This window comes from Rhizobium sp. BK376, assembly GCF_004341625.1.
Taxonomy (GTDB): Bacteria; Pseudomonadota; Alphaproteobacteria; order Rhizobiales; family Rhizobiaceae; genus Rhizobium.
Map to the genome: position 1 here is coordinate 1 of NZ_SLZG01000049.1, position 18,315 is coordinate 18,315.

The 18,315-nt window shown below is 57.9% G+C and carries 18 protein-coding genes and 4 pseudogenes; 9 read left to right on the forward strand and 13 right to left on the reverse strand.

Annotated elements, in window-relative coordinates; translation table 11 throughout:
* Together EV561_RS37760 and EV561_RS35260 are read left to right on the forward strand one after the other, a co-directional pair.
* On the forward strand, positions 1-199 hold a 199-nt coding region (locus tag EV561_RS37760), incomplete at its 5' end, for a hypothetical protein (protein ID WP_207910660.1).
* 42 nt (positions 200-241) lie between these two features.
* Positions 242-484 (forward strand): hypothetical protein, encoded by a 243-nt coding sequence (locus EV561_RS35260; protein ID WP_132528516.1) that lies wholly within the window; start codon positions 242-244, stop codon positions 482-484.
* Between the two features lie 406 nt (positions 485-890).
* On the opposite strand, the gene EV561_RS35265 is transcribed toward EV561_RS35260, so the two are convergent.
* Both EV561_RS35265 and EV561_RS38510 read right to left on the reverse strand, forming a co-directional pair.
* Positions 891-1,145 carry a hypothetical protein gene (locus EV561_RS35265; protein WP_132528517.1) on the reverse strand — a complete coding sequence of 85 codons (255 nt, stop codon included), beginning with the start codon at positions 1,143-1,145 and terminating at the stop codon, positions 891-893.
* Between the two features lie 23 nt (positions 1,146-1,168).
* Positions 1,169-1,294 carry a hypothetical protein gene (locus tag EV561_RS38510; RefSeq protein ID WP_281026235.1) on the reverse strand — a complete coding sequence of 42 codons (126 nt, stop codon included), beginning with the start codon at positions 1,292-1,294 and terminating at the stop codon, positions 1,169-1,171.
* A gap of 51 nt (positions 1,295-1,345) precedes the next feature.
* On the opposite strand from EV561_RS38510, the gene EV561_RS35270 reads away from it, so the two are divergent.
* The 3 genes from EV561_RS35270 (at position 1,346) to EV561_RS38515 (ending at position 4,175) form a co-directional block, all read left to right on the forward strand.
* Positions 1,346-1,573, forward strand: coding sequence for a hypothetical protein (locus EV561_RS35270; protein WP_132528518.1), 228 nt, complete (start codon positions 1,346-1,348; stop codon positions 1,571-1,573).
* A 1,140-nt stretch (positions 1,574-2,713) separates the two neighbouring features.
* A complete protein-coding gene (locus EV561_RS35275; RefSeq protein ID WP_132528519.1) occupies positions 2,714-2,989 on the forward strand; it encodes a hypothetical protein in 276 nt (91 codons plus the stop codon).
* A gap of 1,051 nt (positions 2,990-4,040) precedes the next feature.
* Complete coding sequence (locus tag EV561_RS38515; RefSeq protein WP_281026236.1) at positions 4,041-4,175, forward strand: hypothetical protein; 135 nt, start codon at positions 4,041-4,043, stop codon at positions 4,173-4,175.
* 118 nt (positions 4,176-4,293) lie between these two features.
* Here the strand turns inward: EV561_RS38515 and EV561_RS35285 are convergent, their stop codons facing one another.
* Both EV561_RS35285 and EV561_RS35290 read right to left on the reverse strand, forming a co-directional pair.
* Entirely contained in the window at positions 4,294-4,629 is a 336-nt protein-coding gene (locus EV561_RS35285; protein WP_132528521.1) for a hypothetical protein, read from the reverse strand.
* 301 nt (positions 4,630-4,930) lie between these two features.
* Entirely contained in the window at positions 4,931-5,314 is a 384-nt protein-coding gene (locus EV561_RS35290; RefSeq protein WP_132528522.1) for a YbhB/YbcL family Raf kinase inhibitor-like protein, read from the reverse strand.
* Between the two features lie 106 nt (positions 5,315-5,420).
* Between EV561_RS35290 and EV561_RS35295 the strand changes: the two genes are divergently transcribed.
* The 3 genes and pseudogenes from EV561_RS35295 to EV561_RS35305 all read left to right on the forward strand — a co-directional run.
* Positions 5,421-5,600: a hypothetical protein gene (locus EV561_RS35295; RefSeq protein WP_132528523.1), complete on the forward strand. Its 180-nt coding sequence runs from the start codon at positions 5,421-5,423 to the stop codon at positions 5,598-5,600.
* A gap of 35 nt (positions 5,601-5,635) precedes the next feature.
* Positions 5,636-6,630: pseudogene (locus EV561_RS35300) on the forward strand (IS5 family transposase).
* 548 nt (positions 6,631-7,178) lie between these two features.
* Positions 7,179-7,412: pseudogene (locus EV561_RS35305) on the forward strand (methyl-accepting chemotaxis protein); the annotation flags it as partial.
* Between the two features lie 187 nt (positions 7,413-7,599).
* Here EV561_RS35305 and EV561_RS35310 read toward each other — a convergent pair.
* The 5 genes and pseudogenes from EV561_RS35310 to EV561_RS35330 all read right to left on the reverse strand — a co-directional run.
* Positions 7,600-9,783, reverse strand: coding sequence for an ATP-binding protein (locus EV561_RS35310; RefSeq protein WP_132528525.1), 2,184 nt, complete (start codon positions 9,781-9,783; stop codon positions 7,600-7,602).
* A 228-nt stretch (positions 9,784-10,011) separates the two neighbouring features.
* Entirely contained in the window at positions 10,012-11,700 is a 1,689-nt protein-coding gene (locus EV561_RS35315) for an ATP-binding protein (RefSeq protein ID WP_132528532.1), read from the reverse strand.
* A complete protein-coding gene (locus tag EV561_RS35320; protein ID WP_132528526.1) occupies positions 11,687-13,207 on the reverse strand; it encodes an ATPase domain-containing protein in 1,521 nt (506 codons plus the stop codon). The genes EV561_RS35315 and EV561_RS35320 overlap by 14 nt, the downstream gene beginning before the upstream one ends.
* 510 nt (positions 13,208-13,717) lie before the next feature.
* Positions 13,718-13,957 carry a DUF982 domain-containing protein gene (locus tag EV561_RS35325; RefSeq protein WP_132528527.1) on the reverse strand — a complete coding sequence of 80 codons (240 nt, stop codon included), beginning with the start codon at positions 13,955-13,957 and terminating at the stop codon, positions 13,718-13,720.
* A gap of 121 nt (positions 13,958-14,078) precedes the next feature.
* Positions 14,079-14,452 (reverse strand): annotated as a pseudogene (locus EV561_RS35330) (Hsp20/alpha crystallin family protein); the annotation flags it as partial.
* Between EV561_RS35330 and EV561_RS38270 the strand changes: the two are divergent.
* The gene (locus EV561_RS38270) at positions 14,375-14,569 is read left to right on the forward strand and encodes a hypothetical protein (RefSeq protein ID WP_245513238.1); all 195 of its coding nucleotides are present in this window, start codon (positions 14,375-14,377) and stop codon (positions 14,567-14,569) included. The pseudogene EV561_RS35330 and the gene EV561_RS38270 overlap by 78 nt on opposite strands.
* An 845-nt stretch (positions 14,570-15,414) precedes the next feature.
* On the opposite strand, the gene EV561_RS35340 is transcribed toward EV561_RS38270, so the two are convergent.
* The 4 genes and pseudogenes from EV561_RS35340 to EV561_RS38280 all read right to left on the reverse strand — a co-directional run.
* The gene (locus EV561_RS35340; RefSeq protein ID WP_132528528.1) at positions 15,415-16,431 is read right to left on the reverse strand and encodes an acyltransferase; all 1,017 of its coding nucleotides are present in this window, start codon (positions 16,429-16,431) and stop codon (positions 15,415-15,417) included.
* Positions 16,432-16,476: 45 nt separating this feature from the next.
* The gene (locus tag EV561_RS35345; protein WP_132528529.1) at positions 16,477-16,689 is read right to left on the reverse strand and encodes a hypothetical protein; all 213 of its coding nucleotides are present in this window, start codon (positions 16,687-16,689) and stop codon (positions 16,477-16,479) included.
* A 430-nt stretch (positions 16,690-17,119) separates the two neighbouring features.
* The gene (locus EV561_RS38275) at positions 17,120-17,719 is read right to left on the reverse strand and encodes an IS5 family transposase (protein ID WP_132528530.1); all 600 of its coding nucleotides are present in this window, start codon (positions 17,717-17,719) and stop codon (positions 17,120-17,122) included.
* Positions 17,686-17,925: pseudogene (locus tag EV561_RS38280) on the reverse strand (transposase); the annotation flags it as partial. The pseudogene EV561_RS38280 and the gene EV561_RS38275, both read right to left, overlap by 34 nt.
* Positions 17,926-18,315: the final 390 nt, after the last annotated feature.

Consider the following 18,315-nt stretch of genomic DNA (forward strand, 5'->3'; position numbering starts at 1 on the left):
CCGAAGCCTGGATAACCATCGCCCATATCCGCATCCTTACGCGGCGGCTCGCAAGATATTGCTATCGTTGAACCCTTTTCGAGTCAGACTCTTAGCGGCGGCAGATGGTGTGCTCGATTTCTTGATTACCCTCGGGATGCTGGAGGGCGCGGATGCGATCCGGCGGCTGAAGATCCTTCTGGACGGCTCGCGTGTATGACCAATATCCCTTCCGCAGATCAAATGCAGCGGGAAGAAATCGATGCCAAAGAAACCTTCCGACATTCGGGACGCCATTGCCCAACTAAACGCAGCCCACACATCCATGCTTCTTGCGCTTGTCAAAACGCTTGAGGAAACGGGTACGATCAAAGCTCAACATTACGAGGCAAATGTGCGGATCGTGGCGGCTATGACCGCGAAAGACCACCCAGGCCTTGCGGCGGAGCTGTTGGCGCTGTTCGCAGAGCAGTTGAGCCGCGATTGGCCTGAGGGAAAGGCGTGAGGGGGATCTGGTGATGGCCAAAGCAGAATTCAAACAGGCCGACCTCCAGCGCATCATGCGCGCCGCGGAGAAAGCTGGGCTCGCCGTCGAAATCGACCTCAAGACGATGATGGTGTCGTTCGTGCCGGTGGAAAAGGTGAAGAACAGCGGCCACGAACGAAGCTTGCGCCGGATGGCGAAGAGAACTGGGATGATTGAGCGAGTGCCTCAGCCGTCTGCTTGCCTTGGATATCGGTTAGCTTCGACGACAGCACCGACACCTGCGTCGAGAGCTTCCCGCTGTTTTCAATCACCGTGTCAAGCTTTCCCCCGAAGGTCTCGACCACACGGTCGATGCGGTCGTTCGTCGCCTCGACGGCCTTCTCGTTCGCGGCAACGCCCTAGATCGTCCGGTTCGTCTGAAACGTCAGCGGCGTGATCTGCGCGATCTGCTGCTGCATGCCGATAGCTGGTCTTGGTAGGACTTCAGTCGGTCCTTGCGGTGGTTGGCCTCCTGGGACAGACGAGCGTCGATGTCGGTGATCTGCGTCGCCTGCTTGCCGATCAGATTGCTGAGGTTCGAATAGGTCACCCCCCAGCCGAACGCTATGACTGTGATGCCGGCCACGAAGCCGACGAGGTTCCATAGGTTCAATCTGGCCTTCTCAAGCATCACCGGCATATCGGTTTCCTTTTCAGCCACCCTCATTCGCCCTTTTCGAATATGCGCATTTCAAAATGCCCTGCATGCGCCCGCGGTTGAGTCCGCCGGTCGTTCAGCGTTTCGAATGTCTTGAAGATCAGCACGAGGATGCTAAAATAACCCGTCATTTCCACCTTGCCCCGCTTCCAGGAAAATCGGGGCTTTTTTTCGCAAAGTCTATGACCGGAGAAAGCCGATATAACGGGGCGAAAGCCGCCTTTTTCGAAGTGCTCCAGACGCTCGGCGCTGAGCCGTTCACGCCGATCTCGAATTACGAGATTGGGCCGCCGATGATAATGCGCGGCTTCACCGAGCACGAAATCGTCAACATGTTCTTCTCATTGCAAGTCACGAAGGAGATCGAACTTCTGCCTGGCAACCGGCTGCAGATCCTGTCGGAGCTATGAGATGGGACAGGCAGAGAGACCTAAGTCTTGGAGATCAAACGAAGCGCGCCATCCTCTTACCATGGATATTCTGCCGCTACTGCGCAGCGGCACGTCCGTATCGCGAAGAAGAGGTTGAGATGGCTTACGCGGGACTTTTGCCATGTCCCGGATTGCAACAGAGAACGGTTAAAGAGTCGAGTCGGTTGGGAACTTTCACAGCCGCTGGCGATTTAGCTGCGGCTTATGTCCCCATGTAAGCAGAGCCAGGCGCCCTTGTTTCCACCAGCATCACCGCGAGTGCCTGGCTCACCCCTTCCACTTCCGCCGGACTTTTCTCGGGAGCGATCTCCCCAGTTCGAAAGTCGCTTACTGCCGGCTTCAGCACCTTCAGACCAAGGTCCCCTAACCCGAACGGGCAATGTCCGGTCAGGCGCGCCAAACCTATTTTTGTTCTATCGAGAGGGATCAAGAGTAGGGCTGCTGCCTCGGGCAAGATGCGTTGCGGCAGCGGCCTTTTTTCGCGACATCAGTGGTGATGGCGAGGGAACTTTCCTTCCCGCCGAAGATTTGATTCATCGCTCACTCCCACAGTGAGAAGAGCCAGGTGCTATCGCCCCAGCCCCCAAATCCGAAATCGCCTGGCTCGCCCCTGGCCTCTCGGCGGGAACAGTAGCAGGCATCTGCAGTTATTAGTGTGGGATCGGTCCAAGCCCGATCTAAGCCGACTGCAGCGCCGGGGGGCCTCAACTGCGGTCGGCGCCCTTTCTTTCCATTGCCGCCAGAGTCCTAATGATCGCTACCCTATTGGTTGGGACCTCGGCCTGTGCTGGGCTGCCGTCGAGATTGCAAAAGCGCTCTGGATCGGATCGGACATGCGGCCCGAATGGCACCTAAGATTGCAACAGACAACCATAAAAAGACCCGGATCTGTCGGGAACTTTCCGGCCGAAGGCGATTTGATTCTTTGCTTATGTCCCCATGTAAGCAGAGCCAGGTGCCCTTGTTTCCACCAGCATTCACCGAGTGCCTGGCTCACCATCGACCCGAAGAATCCGCTGAGCACGGCGATAAGCCGCTTTAAGCCAGCCTCCTCGACGCTTCACGCCGCTAGACTGTAACAGCCGGGACCGCCCAGAGCCGTTTAATGAGAGAAAAGCAATGTTTGTCGACCAGAATAGGGAACTAATTGCGAGGGAACTAGGAATCACGGTCGAAGAGCTCGGTCAGTTGCATTATGAGGAAGGTTTTGAGGACGACGATGGTGTGATCCACACCTATTACCTGCGATTTTCGGACGAAAACCCGTGGCGGATCATGGTCAAGATCAAAGGTCTCGAAGGTAGCACGCTCAGATTAAATCCGAGCATATTCGAAGGCCCCAACAAAGAAGAATATCCGCAAGACCAGCCTTATAAGGATGTCCCCCGAGATTAGCCGTCAGATCCTGGCCGCTGGTCGTCAGATCCTGGCCGCTGGTACCAGCTGCCGATCGATGCTGGACAGAACCCCCTCCTACGGCCTGTCATTAGGATGGCGGGGTGATGTGGACCGCTCTGTATTCTCCTGATGGTCGATTTCATGTAGTTCAAGCCGGATCTGCTGACCGCTTGCCCAAGCCATCGCATGCTTCTCAAACGTGAAGGTTTGCTCGGTAACAAAGCCATTTTCCACGACTTGTACCGTCCATCCAAATTCTCCTGCAATGATCGAAATTTGATTCGGCCGCATTAGCGTCCCAGATATGATTATACCACCACTCACCATCTGGGTGGCAGCGTGGTATTTGCCTGCAGCGGCTTTACCGCAACCATCAAAATCCCGGTGTAAGCTCAGGCCTTCTGAAAGACGTTAAAATTCGGATCGCCGTTTTAAGCAGACAGACCATCCGGAGACAAAGTCGATACCTGCCTCACGACATGCAGCTATAAAGGCGGTCCTGGCATCTTCCGGCCCGCAAAGCCCATTCATAGCATCAAGGCACTTGACCCGAGCCCTATATCGAGCCGGAGAGGATCCTTCGAAAGGCCATTCTTTCATCAAGGCGTCAGCCAAGTCCACTATTGATGTCAACTCGCGATAAGCACCCTCGCCAGGAAGCCGAACTTTTACCGTCGCAACTTTTGGATTGTCCATGGGTCATCCTCATACGCCGTGGTAGAGGTGAACCCAGAACCAGGTTGCTTGTTCATCGCAAACGCGAATCTCTGTGCGCCTTCTGAAGCCCAGTCCGTTGAGCGCGCAGAGTCTCGATGGCTCCAGCGACCTAAGGTTCGAACGCCCCCCCGCCCTTGAAAAATTCGCAGGGCGCATATCTACGACAGCGGCCTCGATCTTGGCGAGGTCAGACCGCTGCCCACGGGGGAAGCTTTACCGATTGGCAGCGGTCACCCACATCCTTGGATGATTGAGACGTTCCTAAATTACTGTCACAGTTTTTCCTGAAATGTGAGATACTTTTAGGGCTTCAATTAAAGAGTTGACCGCAATGCCCAGGATCGCCTTGTCCGTAGCCCTTACCGCCATCGCTGCTGCGATCTTCGCACCGCGTGTGATCAGGATGACTTATAGAAGCTGGCGCTACGGCCATCTCGCGCCTTTGTTCGAGCGTGGCGGCGAGTAACCCCACACTCCTGAGCCTAGCCTTGGCAGCAAATTTCGGCCGAAATGGTACGCGGCGGTTTAAGGTTAATTTCTTACCTTCATCCTGAGTTTCAGTTGCAATGCGCCACGATCCTGGCTTATCTGCGCGACGCAACCAGGAGGAGCCAATGCGGCAAGCTATGATACCGTTTCACGTGTTCGAACGACTTGAGCGCGAATGGCGCGTCATAGAGCCAGAGCGAGAACCAAAAGATCTCGAAAAGCAACTCGAAAAGCAAATTGCGGAAGAACGGGTTTTCAAGCGGTTGCGGGTTGGCAGGGTCGATTGACGGCTTTGTCAGCGTGTCGTGCCCCAGGGGGCAATCCAGCGGAAGGCCGCTGAGGCGACGATCGATGGAGCTCGACGCATGGAAGCAAACCGGAAATGCGTCGAGTACATGCGAGATCACTTCGGTGTCTGGAAGTGAGATCACCCCCACCCTTCGCTCTCCCCAAACAGGGCTCTGAAGCCGGTCCACGCGGCCTGGTCGAAGAGATCCTTGTTCATCACCAGGACCATTCCCCACATCGTGGTATGCCCCGCGAGGAACCATTCCGTCATCCGTGGACCGAAGCGGTGCTGGATCCGAATCCAGATACCTGGTCCGACATAAGCTTGGTCACATTCATTTTGATCTCGGTTTTGGGGACAACAATCAATTTCACCCTGCTTTCGGGCATGAAAAAACCCAGCTCATCGCCGGGTTTCATTGCAGATCTTCGATTTAAGCGTCTTCAGAAAAGCTGACTTGCTTTCCCCGCGGCAAGCACTTTCCCGCCGGCATCCAGCGCCAGGACTGTGATGTCGTAGGTATGCTTGCCGGTTGGCGGGCAAGGCCCCGTGAACGACTTCAGCGCACCGCGCGGGATCGTACCGCCATTCGCTGCAACGGTTCCGCCGCCATGGTTGAAGCCAGGAGCATCCCGATCGCTCATCGAAACCTTATAGCTCGCCGTTCCGGCCGGAGCTCCGGCGACAGAAATCGCTGGGCTTGTCTCACCGCACCGATCGGACGGCGAGAACGTGAATGACACCGACAGCGGGGCGGCGTCATTCGGAACTGAAGTGCAGGCAGACAGAAGTGCAAACGCACCCAGAAGTAAAAAAGATCGTCGCATAAATCACTCCCCAAACATCAACGGTTGAAGAGAAATCCCATGGCGATCGCATTGTCAATGCGACGGAAAGCTTGACTCCCCCCGTTCGTCGCTCTCTTCATCGCCCATGGTCGACAATTCCACATGGGCCGGCATGAAGGCCATGAACCTACGCTATGTCGTCGCCTGCACGCGCTGTGATCGCATGGTTGAGATCGATCTCGACAAGATGCCGCCGGAGGGAAACGCCATCAATCAGCGGTTCCGCTGGGCGTTGGTGCGCGGATCGTTAATGGCATTGTCGTAGGTGATCGGCAATCGCAATAACCGGTCTTCGTCACAATGCCTTTCAAGCACAATGCCTCCCGCCGCCATCGCATTGGCAAGATGAAGTTCAAGGTCACAACTGGGCGGAATACGAGGCAGGCCTTCGTCTACGCGGAAGTTTGACGCTTTGGATGACGCCGGAGGCACTGTCGTCCTGGCAGGCGCCGAAGCGGACGACGCGTGGCGGCCAGCCGCGCTACTCCGATCTTGCGATTGAGACTGCGCTGACGCTGGGCCTCGTATTTGGCTTGGGGCTTCGGCAAACGGAGGGTCTTCTGGTATCGGTGCTGGAGCTGATGAGCCTGGATCTCGCTGTTCCCGATCACACGACGCTGAGCCGCCGGGCAAGCAAGCGACGATTGCCGAACAAGCGGCAAGATGATCGCGATCGCATCCCGGAGAAAGGAGCCGTCCACGTCCTTGTCGATAGCACAGGGTTGCAGATCTACGGTGCGGGCCAGTGGCTGGAGGAAAAGCATGGCACTAAATTACGTCGAAACTGGCGCAAACTGCACCTGGCGCTGGATGCCGACAGCGGCGAGATCATCGCTCACGTCATGACCGACCAGGATGCCGGCGACGCCTCGCAGGTCGAGGCGCTGCTCGACCAGATCGACACGCCGATCGGCCAGTTCACGGGCGATGGCGCTTATGACGGCAACCCCACCTATGGCGCCGTCACCAAGCATAGCGCCGGCGCTGTCGTGGTCATTCCGCCACGCGCCAATGCGGTGGAACGGCCGGACGCCGATCCTTCGAGCCAGCGAGACCGACACATTGCGGCGATCAACACCGCTGGCCGAATGAAGTGGCAGGTCGCGACCGGCTACGGAAAACGATCCCTGGTCGAGACCGCGATCGGTCGTTACAAATCGATCATCGGACACCGGCTGCGGGCGCGCTCATTCGGAGCGCAGCGGACGGAAGTCGCCATCGGCTGCTCGGTCCTCAATAGAATGATGGCATGCAAACGCCCGAAATCCGTCCGCTGCAAGACTGCAACGCCGTAGCAACAGCATCAAAGACGGAATGCCGTTCTTTCAACGACCCGCGCACCAAAGCCCTGCAGATCCAAAAATCTGAACGGAAAACGTCTTATTCACGGGTGGCATGCGAAACTTCCCAAAGTCAAAGCTATTTGGTTGCGCAAGGTGGTCCTCGCACAATCGGCAATGTGTCAAAGTTCACGAAAATGCACCTGGAATCGGTGTGGCCGATCATGGCCTGTCCGATCAATAGCAGGTTTTTAAAAAGTACAGCGAAAAGTAGCACTCATCGACGCGGGCTGCTCACGCGTTTTTGGATAGGTGTGTAAAATATGCAACAGCCGCGTTTGATTGAAACACCATTTGCTCTTGATGGGACACGAACCTACGACCGTGCTATTGGAATAGAGCTAACGCGCTGGAATTGCTCAGCGGCGGACATCCACTTTTCTTCCGCGGAACGGATGTTGCGGGGCCGACGGCGGACTGTCCGTTCTTGGTAGCATGTTACAGAAAGCTACCGTTGATGTGCCTATAGTTGCTTAGTCGGTCCCCCCGGCATTAACATCGACGTCCGGACCGGTGTCGACCTCGTTGGCCGGACCGGACGGTCGCTGGACGACATCGTCGCGCAAGTCGCAGAGATCAACGAAAACGTGGCGGCGATCGTCGAGGCGGCCCGGGAACAGGCGACGGGGTTGAAGGAAATCAACACGGCCGTGAATTCTATGGATCAGGCCACCCAGCAGAATGCGGCTGTGACCGAAGAGAGTACGGCAGCAAGTGCCGAGCTTGCCGCGCAGGCCGCAGAACAGCGGCCTGCTTTGGCGGTTTCGACACCGCGGCAGGCGCATTGGGTTCTGTTTCCACAGTTCAGCGCCGCCAGCGTCGCGCGGCGAGACGCCCAGACACCCGACCTTTAAGGGTAACGGAAGCGAGAGATCGTCAGCCAGCTGGCGATGCAGCGAGCAAGACCAGCACTTGGCCGCCCGCTCACCGGTCAAGCACATCCCGAACTCGGACGGCCAGATCCTCAAAGGAGAATGGCTTGGGCAGCAAATGCACGCCTTTGTCGAGGCGCCCATGATGAACGATGGCGTTGCGGGAATAGCCTGTCGTAAACAACGCCTTCAGCCCTGGATCTATCTCCCGCGCCTTGGCAACCACGTCGGCGCCGCTCATGCCGCCCGGCAACACGACATCGGAAAAGATCAGATCGACTTTGCCGTGGCTTGATAGCGCCTGCAGCGCTGCAGGACCGTCCTTGGCCTCGAGTACATGGTACCCGAGTTCGCGCAGCGACTCGACCGAATAGGCACGAACGTCCGGATCGTCCTCGACGACAAGAATGACTTCTCCCGCCGCAGCCTCGGGGATAGCAGGTGCCTCTACCACGTCTTCATCAGCCCCGTCTGAGTAGAGCCGGGGCAGATAGATCTTGACCGTCGTTCCCTCCTCGACTTCCGAGTAGATCTTCACGTGGCCCTTCGATTGCTTGACGAACCCATAGACCTGGCTAAGGCCAAGCCCGGTGCCCTTGCCCTGGTCCTTTGTCGTGAAGAACGGCTCGAACACATGCGACAGCGTGTCGGCGTCCATCCCAGTTCCTGTGTCGGAGACGCTGATGGCGCTATACTGCCCGGGGATCACTTCGGCATGCGATGACGCATAGGCTTCGTCCAGATGGGCGTTGAATGTCTCGATCGTCAGTTTTCCGCCATCAGGCATCGCATCGCGGGCGTTGATCGCGAGATTGAGGAGCGCGCTTTCCAATTCGTTCGGGTCGGCTTCAGCCTTCCAGAGACCGGCGGCAAGCACCACTTCGATCTGGTAGATCTCTCCGAGCGTCCGGTGCAGGAGTTCGGACATGCCGCGGATCAGGCTATTGGCATCGATTGGCTTGGGGTCGAGCGGCTGCCGTCGGGCGAATGCGAGAAGCCTTTGCGTCAGGGCCGCTGCCCGCCGCGCGCCATTCATTGCCTGCGACGCCGCGCGCCGCAACCGTCCCGCTTCCGGTGGCAGGTTTCGTGTGAGCGTGTCGAGATTGCCGACGATGATCTGCAGGAGGTTATTGAAGTCATGGGCGACACCGCCCGTCAATTGCCCGACCGCCTCCATTTTCTGGGCCTGCCGCAGTGCCTCGGCATTTTGGGTCAGCTCATCTGTCTTCTGTTTGACCAGGTGTTCGAGATTGGCGTTGAGTTCCTTTAGTGCTTCTTCAGCACGGCGTCTTTCGTGCAGCTCGCGTTGTGCGGCATCGAACAGCCGAGCGTTGTCGATAGCGACCGCTGCTTCGCCGGCGAGGCCGGCGAGACCGCTTTCTGACGTCTCGTCGAACACGCCGATTTCAGCGTGACCGAAGAACAGGCCGCCAATCACCTCGCCGGTTCGGGAGATGACTGGCACGGCGAGGTAACTGCGAACGGGAAGATGACCTTCCGGCATGCCCCGTCGCGGCTCATTCTTGCCATAACGGCTGTCTTGCGTAATGTCGGCGGAGCGAACGATGCCCTCGCCGAGGAAGGTCGGCGCAAAAACCGCCGTGTTGCGCGGCATCGGGAACTTCGAAAACGCCTCGCGAGGAACACCGGACAGCGTATAGAGCATGTAGCTCTCGCCCGAGGGATTGATGACGTTGTAGAAGAATGCGCCGAACTGCGCGCCGGTGAGATCGACACCGGCATCTGTGACCAGTTGGACAACTTTCTCCAAGTCGTTCTCGCGGGCAAGATCGGCTCCAGCTCGGTTGAGTATTTCGAGAGCACGAGTGCGTTCACGCAGCGCCATCTCCGTCTCGCGCTGTTCCGTGCGATCGCGCAGAACTTTCACGAAGCCGACAAGCTTTCTCTGTTCATCCACGATCGGTGTCGTCTCCCCGACGGCCCAGATCCGGCCACCGTCTTTCTGGAGCCGCCACCCTTCGCCGCTTCCTTTTCCCTTGAACCTGGCGTCGGCCAGCTCCGCCTCGAGCAACGTGGCCGCTCCTCCTTCCGGCGGGAAGATCGCCACCAGGGTCTTGCCGAGCATTTCGTCTTGCGACCAGCCGAGCAGAGCTTCGGCGCCCTTGCTCCAGCCGGTGATTGTGCCATCGACGTCGAGCATGATGATCCCGGTGTCAACTGCGCTGTCCAGGACCTGCTGAAGACGTTCGGCGGGGAAATGGGAGGCAATATTCATTCTATGGCTGCTCGCTGGGGCCAGATGGTGCGGCCCGATATACAACACGGTTGGTTTGCATTGCAGGGATATGCAGAAAAATTAAGTAATCGGCAAGCGACGAAGGTTGGCGCGTGATAGGCGTTCTCGTCGTCCGCATAGGCCTGCAAATAGCCGGCGAAAGGATGGACGGTCCATCTTGGATGCTCGATCCCTGTCGAGCCGCCCCCGCTGTTGTTTGTTGCACCCTCAATTTCCGTCTCCGCCGGCCATGGTTCGCCGGATCGCCTCTTCGAGCTCCGCCAGTTGATAGGGCTTGCGCAGGATGTTGATTCCCTGTGCCTCCGCGTCCTGTTTCGCCGCTTCCAAATAACCGCTGGTGAGCAGGATGGGTAAATCGTTCCGGCGGAACCGGATCTCCTTCGCGAGCTCCAAGCCGTTCATCCCGCCTGGCATCATGATGTCCGAGAACACAAGGTCGACGCTGCGGCCGTTTGCCAGGGCGCCAAGGGCAGCTGCAGCCGTAGCCGCACGCACCACCTCAAATCCGAGCTCGTCGAGCATCTCGGCAACGAGCGCCGCGACTTCATCATCATCTTCGACCAACAGCACGTTACCGGCAGCTTCTGCTGGCCGCCTCGCGATATGCAGATCGACCAGGGGATGCTGATCAGATGCAGGACGCTTCGCGGAGCGCGGCAGCATTAGCGAGATCGTGGTTCCTTTCCCCACTTCACTTTCTATCTCGACCGTTCCGCCAGACTGCTGAGCAAAGCCGTGAACCTGCGCGAGACCAAGACCCGATCCCTTGCCGATATCTTTCGTCGTGAAGAAGGGCTCGAATACCCTAGCCTGCACCTCAGGCGTCATCCCAGAGCCATCGTCAGCGACGATGAGGCGAACAAAGTCGCCTTGACCGTCAGCTTCTGCCCCTGCCGCTTTATTCTCGCCGGTAATTTTGATCGTGCCCCCCTTTGGCATCGCGTCGCGCGCGTTGACCGCGAGGTTCAAAACCACAAGTTCGAGTTCGCTGGCATCGACTTCGACCGGCCACAAGTCTGGTGAGAGATCAATGACGACGTGGACGTCGCCCCTCAAGCTCCGGTCGAGCAACTCGCGCATGCCGCCGATCTGGCGCGCCAGGTCGATGGTTTGCGGTTTGAGATCCTGTCGCCGGGAGAAGGCCAGCAGCTGTCGTGTCAGGCCCGATCCTCTTTCAGCAGCCTGCCGCATGCCGTCCATCAGCCGCTTGCGCCTCGCCGGGTCCGCCTGCCGATCAAGCATTTCGAGGCCCCCGGAAATGACCATCAGCAGGTTATTGAAGTCATGAGCGACGCCCCCCGTCAACTGGCCGATTGCTTCGATCTTCTGCGCCTGATGAAGTTTCTCCTCGACCTGCGCCCGAACGCGCATCTGGTCGCGCAGGGCCTTGTTGGCCGCTTCGAGCTCCTGTGTTCGGGCCACGACGAGGTGCTCAAGCTCCTGTGCAGAACGCTCGCGCTCCTCGAGCAACGCGCGAAGTTCCAGCTGCCGCGTTCGTGCACGAAGCGCTGCCTGTATCGTGCTAACGAGTGTCAGCGCCTGGACCGGCCGCTCCAGAAGAGCCACATTGCGCAGCTTGGCGATTACGTCCTGCCGCCACCCTTCGATGCCCATCTGATCCTGGCGGCTGGTGAGCAAAATAAAAGGAAGGTCCGACCACGGTGGTTGGTCCGAGACCCATTTGTATAAGGAGCTGGCATGTGTTCCAAACAGCGCTTCTTCCGCAAGAAACGCTGCTGAAGCTCCTGCTTCAAGTGATGCCACGAAAGCAGCAAGATCACGGCATGCTTTGGCAGCGATCCGGTTGCGCATGAGCAGCTCGACGGACGCGGCCGCATCCCTGCCCACCGGAGCAAAGACGAGAACGGGTTCGGACTCGAATTCACTTAACGCCATCACGTCCGTCAACTGAAATTACTGCTGGAGCTGCGGTAAAATGGGGCGATCCCGCCAGCACGCCAATGAAGCCGGCCGTCGGTGGCCCAAGCCGAATACCTTTATCCGACAGGCTGAATTCGCGAACGCTATGCTCGTGCTGACCGCTTCGCTTTTTGACGACCGAGATCGCGCGGCGAACCTTGCCCTGCACCTCGAAATAACGCAGCATCACAACGGCGTCGCTGAGGTAGCTCAGGTCGAGCGGCGCTTCAAGAGGACCGACGAGCCCATGTTGAGCGAGAACGAGGATTGTCGTCACGCCGCGCCCGCCCAGGTAGGTCAGTAGTTCGTGCATCTGCAGGATAAGGAAACGCTCGTCCGGCATTGCATTCATGTAGCCGTTCAGGCTATCAATAACGATGACGCGGGCACCGTCGTGTTCGACGCTTCTCTGGACGTTAGCGGTGAACTCTCCCGGCGACATTTCCGCCGGATCGATCTGCTGCAAGCGGATCATCCCGCTTTTGAGATGTTTCTGCAGATCGAAGCCAAGAGTTTTGGCGCGTGCTTGCAGCGTTCCCCGCCCTTCGTCAAAAGCGTAGATGACGGCATGCTCCCCACGGTCGGCGGCCGCCAGAGCATAGGTCAGGGCTAGCGACGACTTGCCTACACCGGCCGCGCCGAGAAACAAGGCGTTTGTCCCCCGTTCGAGCCCGCCACCCAGCATCTGATCTAGTTCCGCTATGCCGCTCGAGGTAAACTCCTCCTCAAATGCAAGATGGTGATCCGCTGCGATGAGCCGGGGAAAGACGTGGAGCCCGCCCTTCTCGATGATAAAATCATGGTAGCCACCGCGAAACTTGATGCCGCGCATCTTTACGACCCGAAGGCGGCGACGTTCCGCGCCGTAATCGATCGCGGTCTGCTCCAGCAGGACGACACCGTGCGCAATGGAATGGAGCTGCAGGTCGTTTTGCTGAGACGACAAATCGTCGAGAAGTATGACCGTGCACTGTCGGTTGGTGAAATAGTGCTTCAGCGCGAGCACTTGCCGCCGGTAACGCAGGGGACTGTGAGCAAGGAGGCGCAATTCTGAAAGACTGTCGATGACGACTCGCTTCGGGTTGAGCTCGGATACCCGGTCGAGGATGAGATTGGTCGTCTCGTTCAGTTCCATCTCAGCCGGATGAAACACCGTCAGCTCGCGGTCTGGATCGAGTGTCGTTTCCGGAGGAACAAGTTCGAAGAGGCTGACGCCGTCGAGCGACCAGCCGTGGCGTTTGGCGACGAGCTGCAGTTCGCGCTCGGTCTCCGACAGCGTGATGTACAGCACTCGCTCTCCTTGCCGAACGCCTTCGAGAAGGAATTGCAAGGCTATCGTCGTTTTGCCTGTGCCGGGGCGGCCCTCATAGAGATACAAGCGGTTTTCGTCCACGCCACCCTCAAGGATGACATCAAGGCCCTCTACCCCGCTGGAAATGCGCGGCGCGTCGATGGTATCCACTTCATGTGATCTTTCGGACATGCCCTACCTGTGCAGCGAGACTTTGAGGTGAAAGGATATAGATCGCTGGCGTTGAGCCTCAAGTGGCCGAAAGCGAGCTTTCGCTGCGGTGGGCGGTGCTTGGGACTAATCAGTGTAAGAACCCTTTCCAGCCATCACGCGGTTAAGATGGCAGGACGGCGGGCCCACGGGTACCTCCAATCTCCGCCATGCGAGATGGTGAAGTGCGGAAACTCTCACATCAGGAAGGCGAGGTTCCAAGCCCCAGGTGACAAGTTCGCCTATGCCGACTAGCAGAAGCGTAAGGCAGAGCGTATCGAGGAAGATACGAAGATCGTGACCTTTCCGAAAAGAAAGCCGAGTGCCGCGCGTGGCCACTGTACTTGTGGCCACTTTACTTGTGGCGGCAGCGACTTTGGGGGCGCCGCCCTGACGTATCGAGGCCCGGTTTGGCAAGGTTATGGAACGCTGCGGACTGGAACACCGTAGCCCTGGCGCTTAGCGGAAGCACACCTCGAATATACTTCGACCTTAGTGGGTGCTGAGTTCGGCTTCCTCTGCTGCGGCAAGAAACTCTCTTCGGGCATCCTCAACATCGATGCGACCAGCAATGGCTGCTCTACAGGCGTTGCGAGCTTTGATGAAACGCTGGCCGGATCTCTTTGGCCACAGGTCCGTGAGGACAATCATCGCGTCGAAAGGACCAGTTACAGTTCTGTATCCCGAGACGCCGAAGCCGACCTCGATTGGTTTATCCCACTTTTCCGACATCGTTGTCTCCTCCGAAAAGACCGCTCTTGGCGGCGGCCTTACGAATTCAAGATGGTGCCGGGATCTTCAAGATCAAGATGTCGGTCAGGAAGCAGTCCACATGGAAGGGTACCAGCGGGAAATCGACGCCGAGCCGTATGCGGCGCTCGAAGCGGCCATAATAACGCTCGGTGAACTGCCGATCCTTGTCTGCGGTCTCGGAGCGCTCTTCCCCTTTAGCGTTAGAACGCCGTCCTTGAGCAGGACCTCGATGTCCTTCTCATCAAGGCCGGCACCTGGGGCTGTCACTTCGATCTCGTTGTCGGTGTAGGCGAACTCGACGCTCGGCCAGCCGGCACGGAAGGAGGAGCCGCTGCCGCAGACGGCAGGCTGGAACCGAAGCCGCGGAAGATGGCGTCGAACAAACGGTACCCCGGGATGCAGCGACAGCAAGGGATCCCGAACCTGGCAAAGGTCCTTAAACTTGGCGAACTGCACGGTGCGCTGATTGCCAATGTGGAATCCGGCTCGTCGGTCGAGCGTGCAGGATTGAAAACAGGCGACGTTGCGACAGCGATCGATGGGTGGCCTGTCTTGATCTTCAGCCAGTCGCCGGTTCTGCCGGGGTGGTAAGTGCTATCACGGTGTTTGCTATGATGCCTTCCGTCCCGAGCGAACGGGGATTTTCCAGCAATTCGGCACCATCGCCCTGGACTTCCTCCGTGTGCTGGACTGCGCCGACAGCGTCATTCAGCAGGTCTTCCCGCGGGCTGCATCAAAGTAGAATTCTAAAGGTCGGCGGGCGCTCTGAGACGGGAGCAGGAGAGCGTCCGACGCCCGGCCCTAGCACCACTGTTCCGTGCGTCGCAATTCTATACCGTTTCAGCCGTCCAGGTAATCCCAATGCCCGCATGGCTTAGCCGATCCACCCCAGCGCTTTGGCGATTTCGATGATGCCCCAAGCGAGACCGAGAACCCAGACGAGAGCGATAGCAATCGTCAGGAGTATGTCGAGGATGGCTCTGATCATTTTGTGCCGGAACTCAATAGAAAGAAAAGCCCGCCTGGCCGGGTAGGAACAGACCAGCTTGCTGAGCGATCAGAATGACGACAAACTCACATATATCACCAGCCGTTGATTTGCTTTGCGATCTGAATGGGGGCGCTGGCATGATAACCGCGGCTGGGGCGGCCCTTCGCCTAGTTGCCGGTGGCATTGCCGCAGGCCTGGTTGGCGGTCTAACTGGTACGGCAATCGAAAACAGCGGCCCCCGCTATTACGCTCCTCCGCCACAATGCTGGCATCAGCGCAAGGCCAATATGATAATGGGTATCACGTGGAAAACGTCCGAGTCTGCAACTGACGCGGTGGTTTCTGGAAAAGGAATTGCAGCCCTTGCAGCACCAATTATTGGCGGACGCTTCATGCATCCGAGCACGACGCTTCATAAAGCGCATAGAAAATTCGCGCGTACGATTCAGGCGGGTTTATCGGCGCTCGCCGGAGCATGTGAGAGCCGCTTTCTGACCCACAACTGAGCGGGTTGCTCGACGTATCTCCTTGAAAGAACCGCGGCCCCGACCGCGCTCGGGAAAAGGACAATGAAGGGGAACCATGGCTCCCCGCTCAATTCACCGAAAAGATGGCTCAAAATCAGCTTCACCGGCAAGTGCAACAGGTAGAGGGAATAGGAGCAGATCCCCAGTTCCGCCAGCAATGGCGTGGCCAAAGCTCGTGCCCGGCCCGTCCAGGCGGCCCACACGGCGGCGATGAACACCCCATTGACCGAGAAATAGAGGAGCGGGCCGATATGCGCCCAATCCGAACGACCGAAGAGCGAATAAAGAAGGGAAAGCACGAGCGCCACCCAGGTCAGTATCGTCGCCCGGCCGGTATTTATCCGGTAAAGCATCATGCCGGCGATGAACAGGTGGCCGAACTGCGGCATGAGCAGAGACTGGATAATCCAGTCGTTATAGAGCCGAAAGCCATGTCCAGTCAGGAGCATGAGGCTTCTGAATAGGATCATGATGGCAAGCCAGGCAACGGCAACAAGGTCGATATTCCGTAAGCGGTTGGTCGCAAACACAATGGACATCGCAGCGTAGAATACGAGTTCGTATGCCAGGGTCCAATATGGACTGATGAGATTGGGCACGTACAGAAAGGCCTGTAGCATCGTGGAATTGATGAGGACGGTTTGCCCAGCGGTCCGGCCGGTTGCCCATAAGAAAAGGCCGGCTGCCGCGACGGAAAGCCAGTAAGCAGGATACAGGCGGCAAGCTCGGCCTATGGCAAATTGGGAGAGCGAGCGCACGCGCTCCAGCGTCATCAGGATCACCAGCCCGCTGATCACGAAGAACAGTTCGACACCGAGGAGACCATAATAGGCAGGCGTGTCGAGATAGTGATAGGCCACGACACCAAGCGCTGCCAGGCCGCGCAAACCGTCAAGAGCGCGTATGCGCCGAGCTTCGGACCTGGATATGGGCATTGATCACCAGAAAAGGATTAACGCAGATAGGCCAAACAGTCGACCTCAGGCATCGACGGCCTCCGGAGCAACGGGCGGCACCGGGCGCGGCTCATCGATCATTGTGGTGACGACGATATGAGTGACCGTCGTTTCATCGGACTTCACGGCAACGTTGACCTGCACGGCCGAGCGGATCTGGTCTATTCCCTTCCGAGCGGCGTCACGTTCATCGTTGGCCTCGATCAGCGATGTTTGAGTGACTAGATAGAATGGCATGGGTTCCCGCAGAATTTTTCCACCCACGGATCTCGTCCGTAAGGCTACCCAGGTCAAGATGATGGTACCTCTATAACCGGCACTCCCGCGATTAAAAAGGGGCTGGCACCATAAGGGGCCTTCCCCCGTATCTCAGGACAATATCAAACGCGCCGGTACGGGGTTTATGCCGCGGGTGTGCGCACCCTATCGGGCACGTAGGAAAGGCAAAGACGAGCGCGGTGTCGGCTGCGCAAAAGCGGCGCTTGAAACCAAAGAAACCGCAAATCAATGAGGGGTTAGTTCTTAAATTCCCCGAGGGGGTCAATTCTTCGCGTCAGTTGACACGCCGTGCTTCGACAGGGGCTTTCCCTAGTGTGTATGCCTACAATTGCGCCACCCCGACGTGGCACCAGATCAATACATATTCGCCTTATACCTGCACACGTAGCTAGGCCGTGTGGACGGATTTGATCAAGATGAACGCGGCTGCGATGGAAACCAGGGCGGAGAAATTGCGCTTCGTTTTCTCGCAGCGTAGCGCTACGCGTTTGAAGCGTTTGAGCTTTCCGACGGCTTGCTCGATGCGAGCGCGGCCTTTGTAGATGGCCTTTGCGAAGAAGGCCGGCTTCTCCTTTTCGTTGGATTTGTGCGGGATCACTGGAATGATGCCGCGAGAACGTGCCGCTTTGCGATTGGCCTTGCTGGCATAACCTTTGTCGGCGACTGCGGCGCGAGCCTTGATGTCAGGACCAAGGTCAAGCAAGAGCGGAAAATGCGGCGCATCGCCTTTCTCGCCACCGGTCAGATCGAAGGCGATGGGAAGACCATCGAAGTCAGTTTTCAGGTGGATTTTGGTGGTGAAGCCGCCGCGCGATCTGCCGAGTGCCTGACCTTCTTGCCCCCTTTTGCCCCCGCTGCGGAGACATGGGCGCGAACGATTGTTGAATCGAACATTTGCGCCAGATTGGCCGTCGAGGACAGCGAGGCCAGATGTTCGAAGAACAAATCGAACGTGCCAGCTTTGCTCAGGCGATCGAACCGCTTCCACACACTATTCCATCTCCCGAAACGTTCCGGCAAAGCGCGCCAGGTGATGTTGTGAACCGCAAAATAATGCAGGGCTTCCAAGAAAAGCCGGTCATTACGGCCTTTGTCGCCCCGGCGAGGCAATGACGCCCTAAATACTTCGAGCGCAACTGCCCAATCACCATCAGTCATCTTCGTGCTCATGCCGACCTCCAAATCAGTCGACATCCCATGAATCAGACAAGGCTTAGCCGGGGAATCCCATTTCCGCTACATGCGGCAATCCGTCCACACCACCTAGGGTCACAAGCCCTTCGATTCTGGAGAGATCGCGGGACTCGCGCAATTGAGCGACGAAAGCTAGAGCCTACCAATCAGTTTAACGATGTCACCACAAAGCGTGTTGTATTCTACGACGCCTGCGCGCTCGAGTGTTCAATGCGCTTGAACCATCTCGAACCTCCGGCCCGACAATTAGTAAACTCGTCTTAGGGAAACGTCTATGCCAACCGGTACAGACAAGCCGATGGTACTGAGCGAGGACGGCTTGCCTTACCCTGAAGATGGATCGCCCTTTCAGAAAAGGCGTCACGGCCGGGACCGCGCCGGTACCGACAT

Coding starts and splice junctions, on each gene's coding strand:
- EV561_RS35265 (WP_132528517.1), bottom strand. CDS start 1,145: ATGCCGGTGATGCTTGAGAAGGCCAGATTGAACCTATGGAACCTCGTC.
- EV561_RS35270 (WP_132528518.1), top strand. CDS start 1,346: ATGACCGGAGAAAGCCGATATAACGGGGCGAAAGCCGCCTTTTTCGAA.
- EV561_RS35290 (WP_132528522.1), bottom strand. CDS start 5,314: ATGCGACGATCTTTTTTACTTCTGGGTGCGTTTGCACTTCTGTCTGCC.
- EV561_RS35260 (WP_132528516.1), top strand. CDS start 242: ATGCCAAAGAAACCTTCCGACATTCGGGACGCCATTGCCCAACTAAAC.
- EV561_RS38270 (WP_245513238.1), top strand. CDS start 14,375: ATGCAGCGACAGCAAGGGATCCCGAACCTGGCAAAGGTCCTTAAACTT.
- EV561_RS35315 (WP_132528532.1), bottom strand. CDS start 11,700: ATGGCGTTAAGTGAATTCGAGTCCGAACCCGTTCTCGTCTTTGCTCCG.
- EV561_RS38515 (WP_281026236.1), top strand. CDS start 4,041: ATGCCCAGGATCGCCTTGTCCGTAGCCCTTACCGCCATCGCTGCTGCG.
- EV561_RS35345 (WP_132528529.1), bottom strand. CDS start 16,689: ATGCCATTCTATCTAGTCACTCAAACATCGCTGATCGAGGCCAACGAT.
- EV561_RS35275 (WP_132528519.1), top strand. CDS start 2,714: ATGTTTGTCGACCAGAATAGGGAACTAATTGCGAGGGAACTAGGAATC.
- EV561_RS35320 (WP_132528526.1), bottom strand. CDS start 13,207: ATGTCCGAAAGATCACATGAAGTGGATACCATCGACGCGCCGCGCATT.
- EV561_RS35310 (WP_132528525.1), bottom strand. CDS start 9,783: ATGAATATTGCCTCCCATTTCCCCGCCGAACGTCTTCAGCAGGTCCTG.
- EV561_RS35340 (WP_132528528.1), bottom strand. CDS start 16,431: ATGCCCATATCCAGGTCCGAAGCTCGGCGCATACGCGCTCTTGACGGT.
- EV561_RS35325 (WP_132528527.1), bottom strand. CDS start 13,957: ATGTCGGAAAAGTGGGATAAACCAATCGAGGTCGGCTTCGGCGTCTCG.
- EV561_RS35295 (WP_132528523.1), top strand. CDS start 5,421: ATGGTCGACAATTCCACATGGGCCGGCATGAAGGCCATGAACCTACGC.
- EV561_RS38510 (WP_281026235.1), bottom strand. CDS start 1,294: ATGACGGGTTATTTTAGCATCCTCGTGCTGATCTTCAAGACATTCGAA.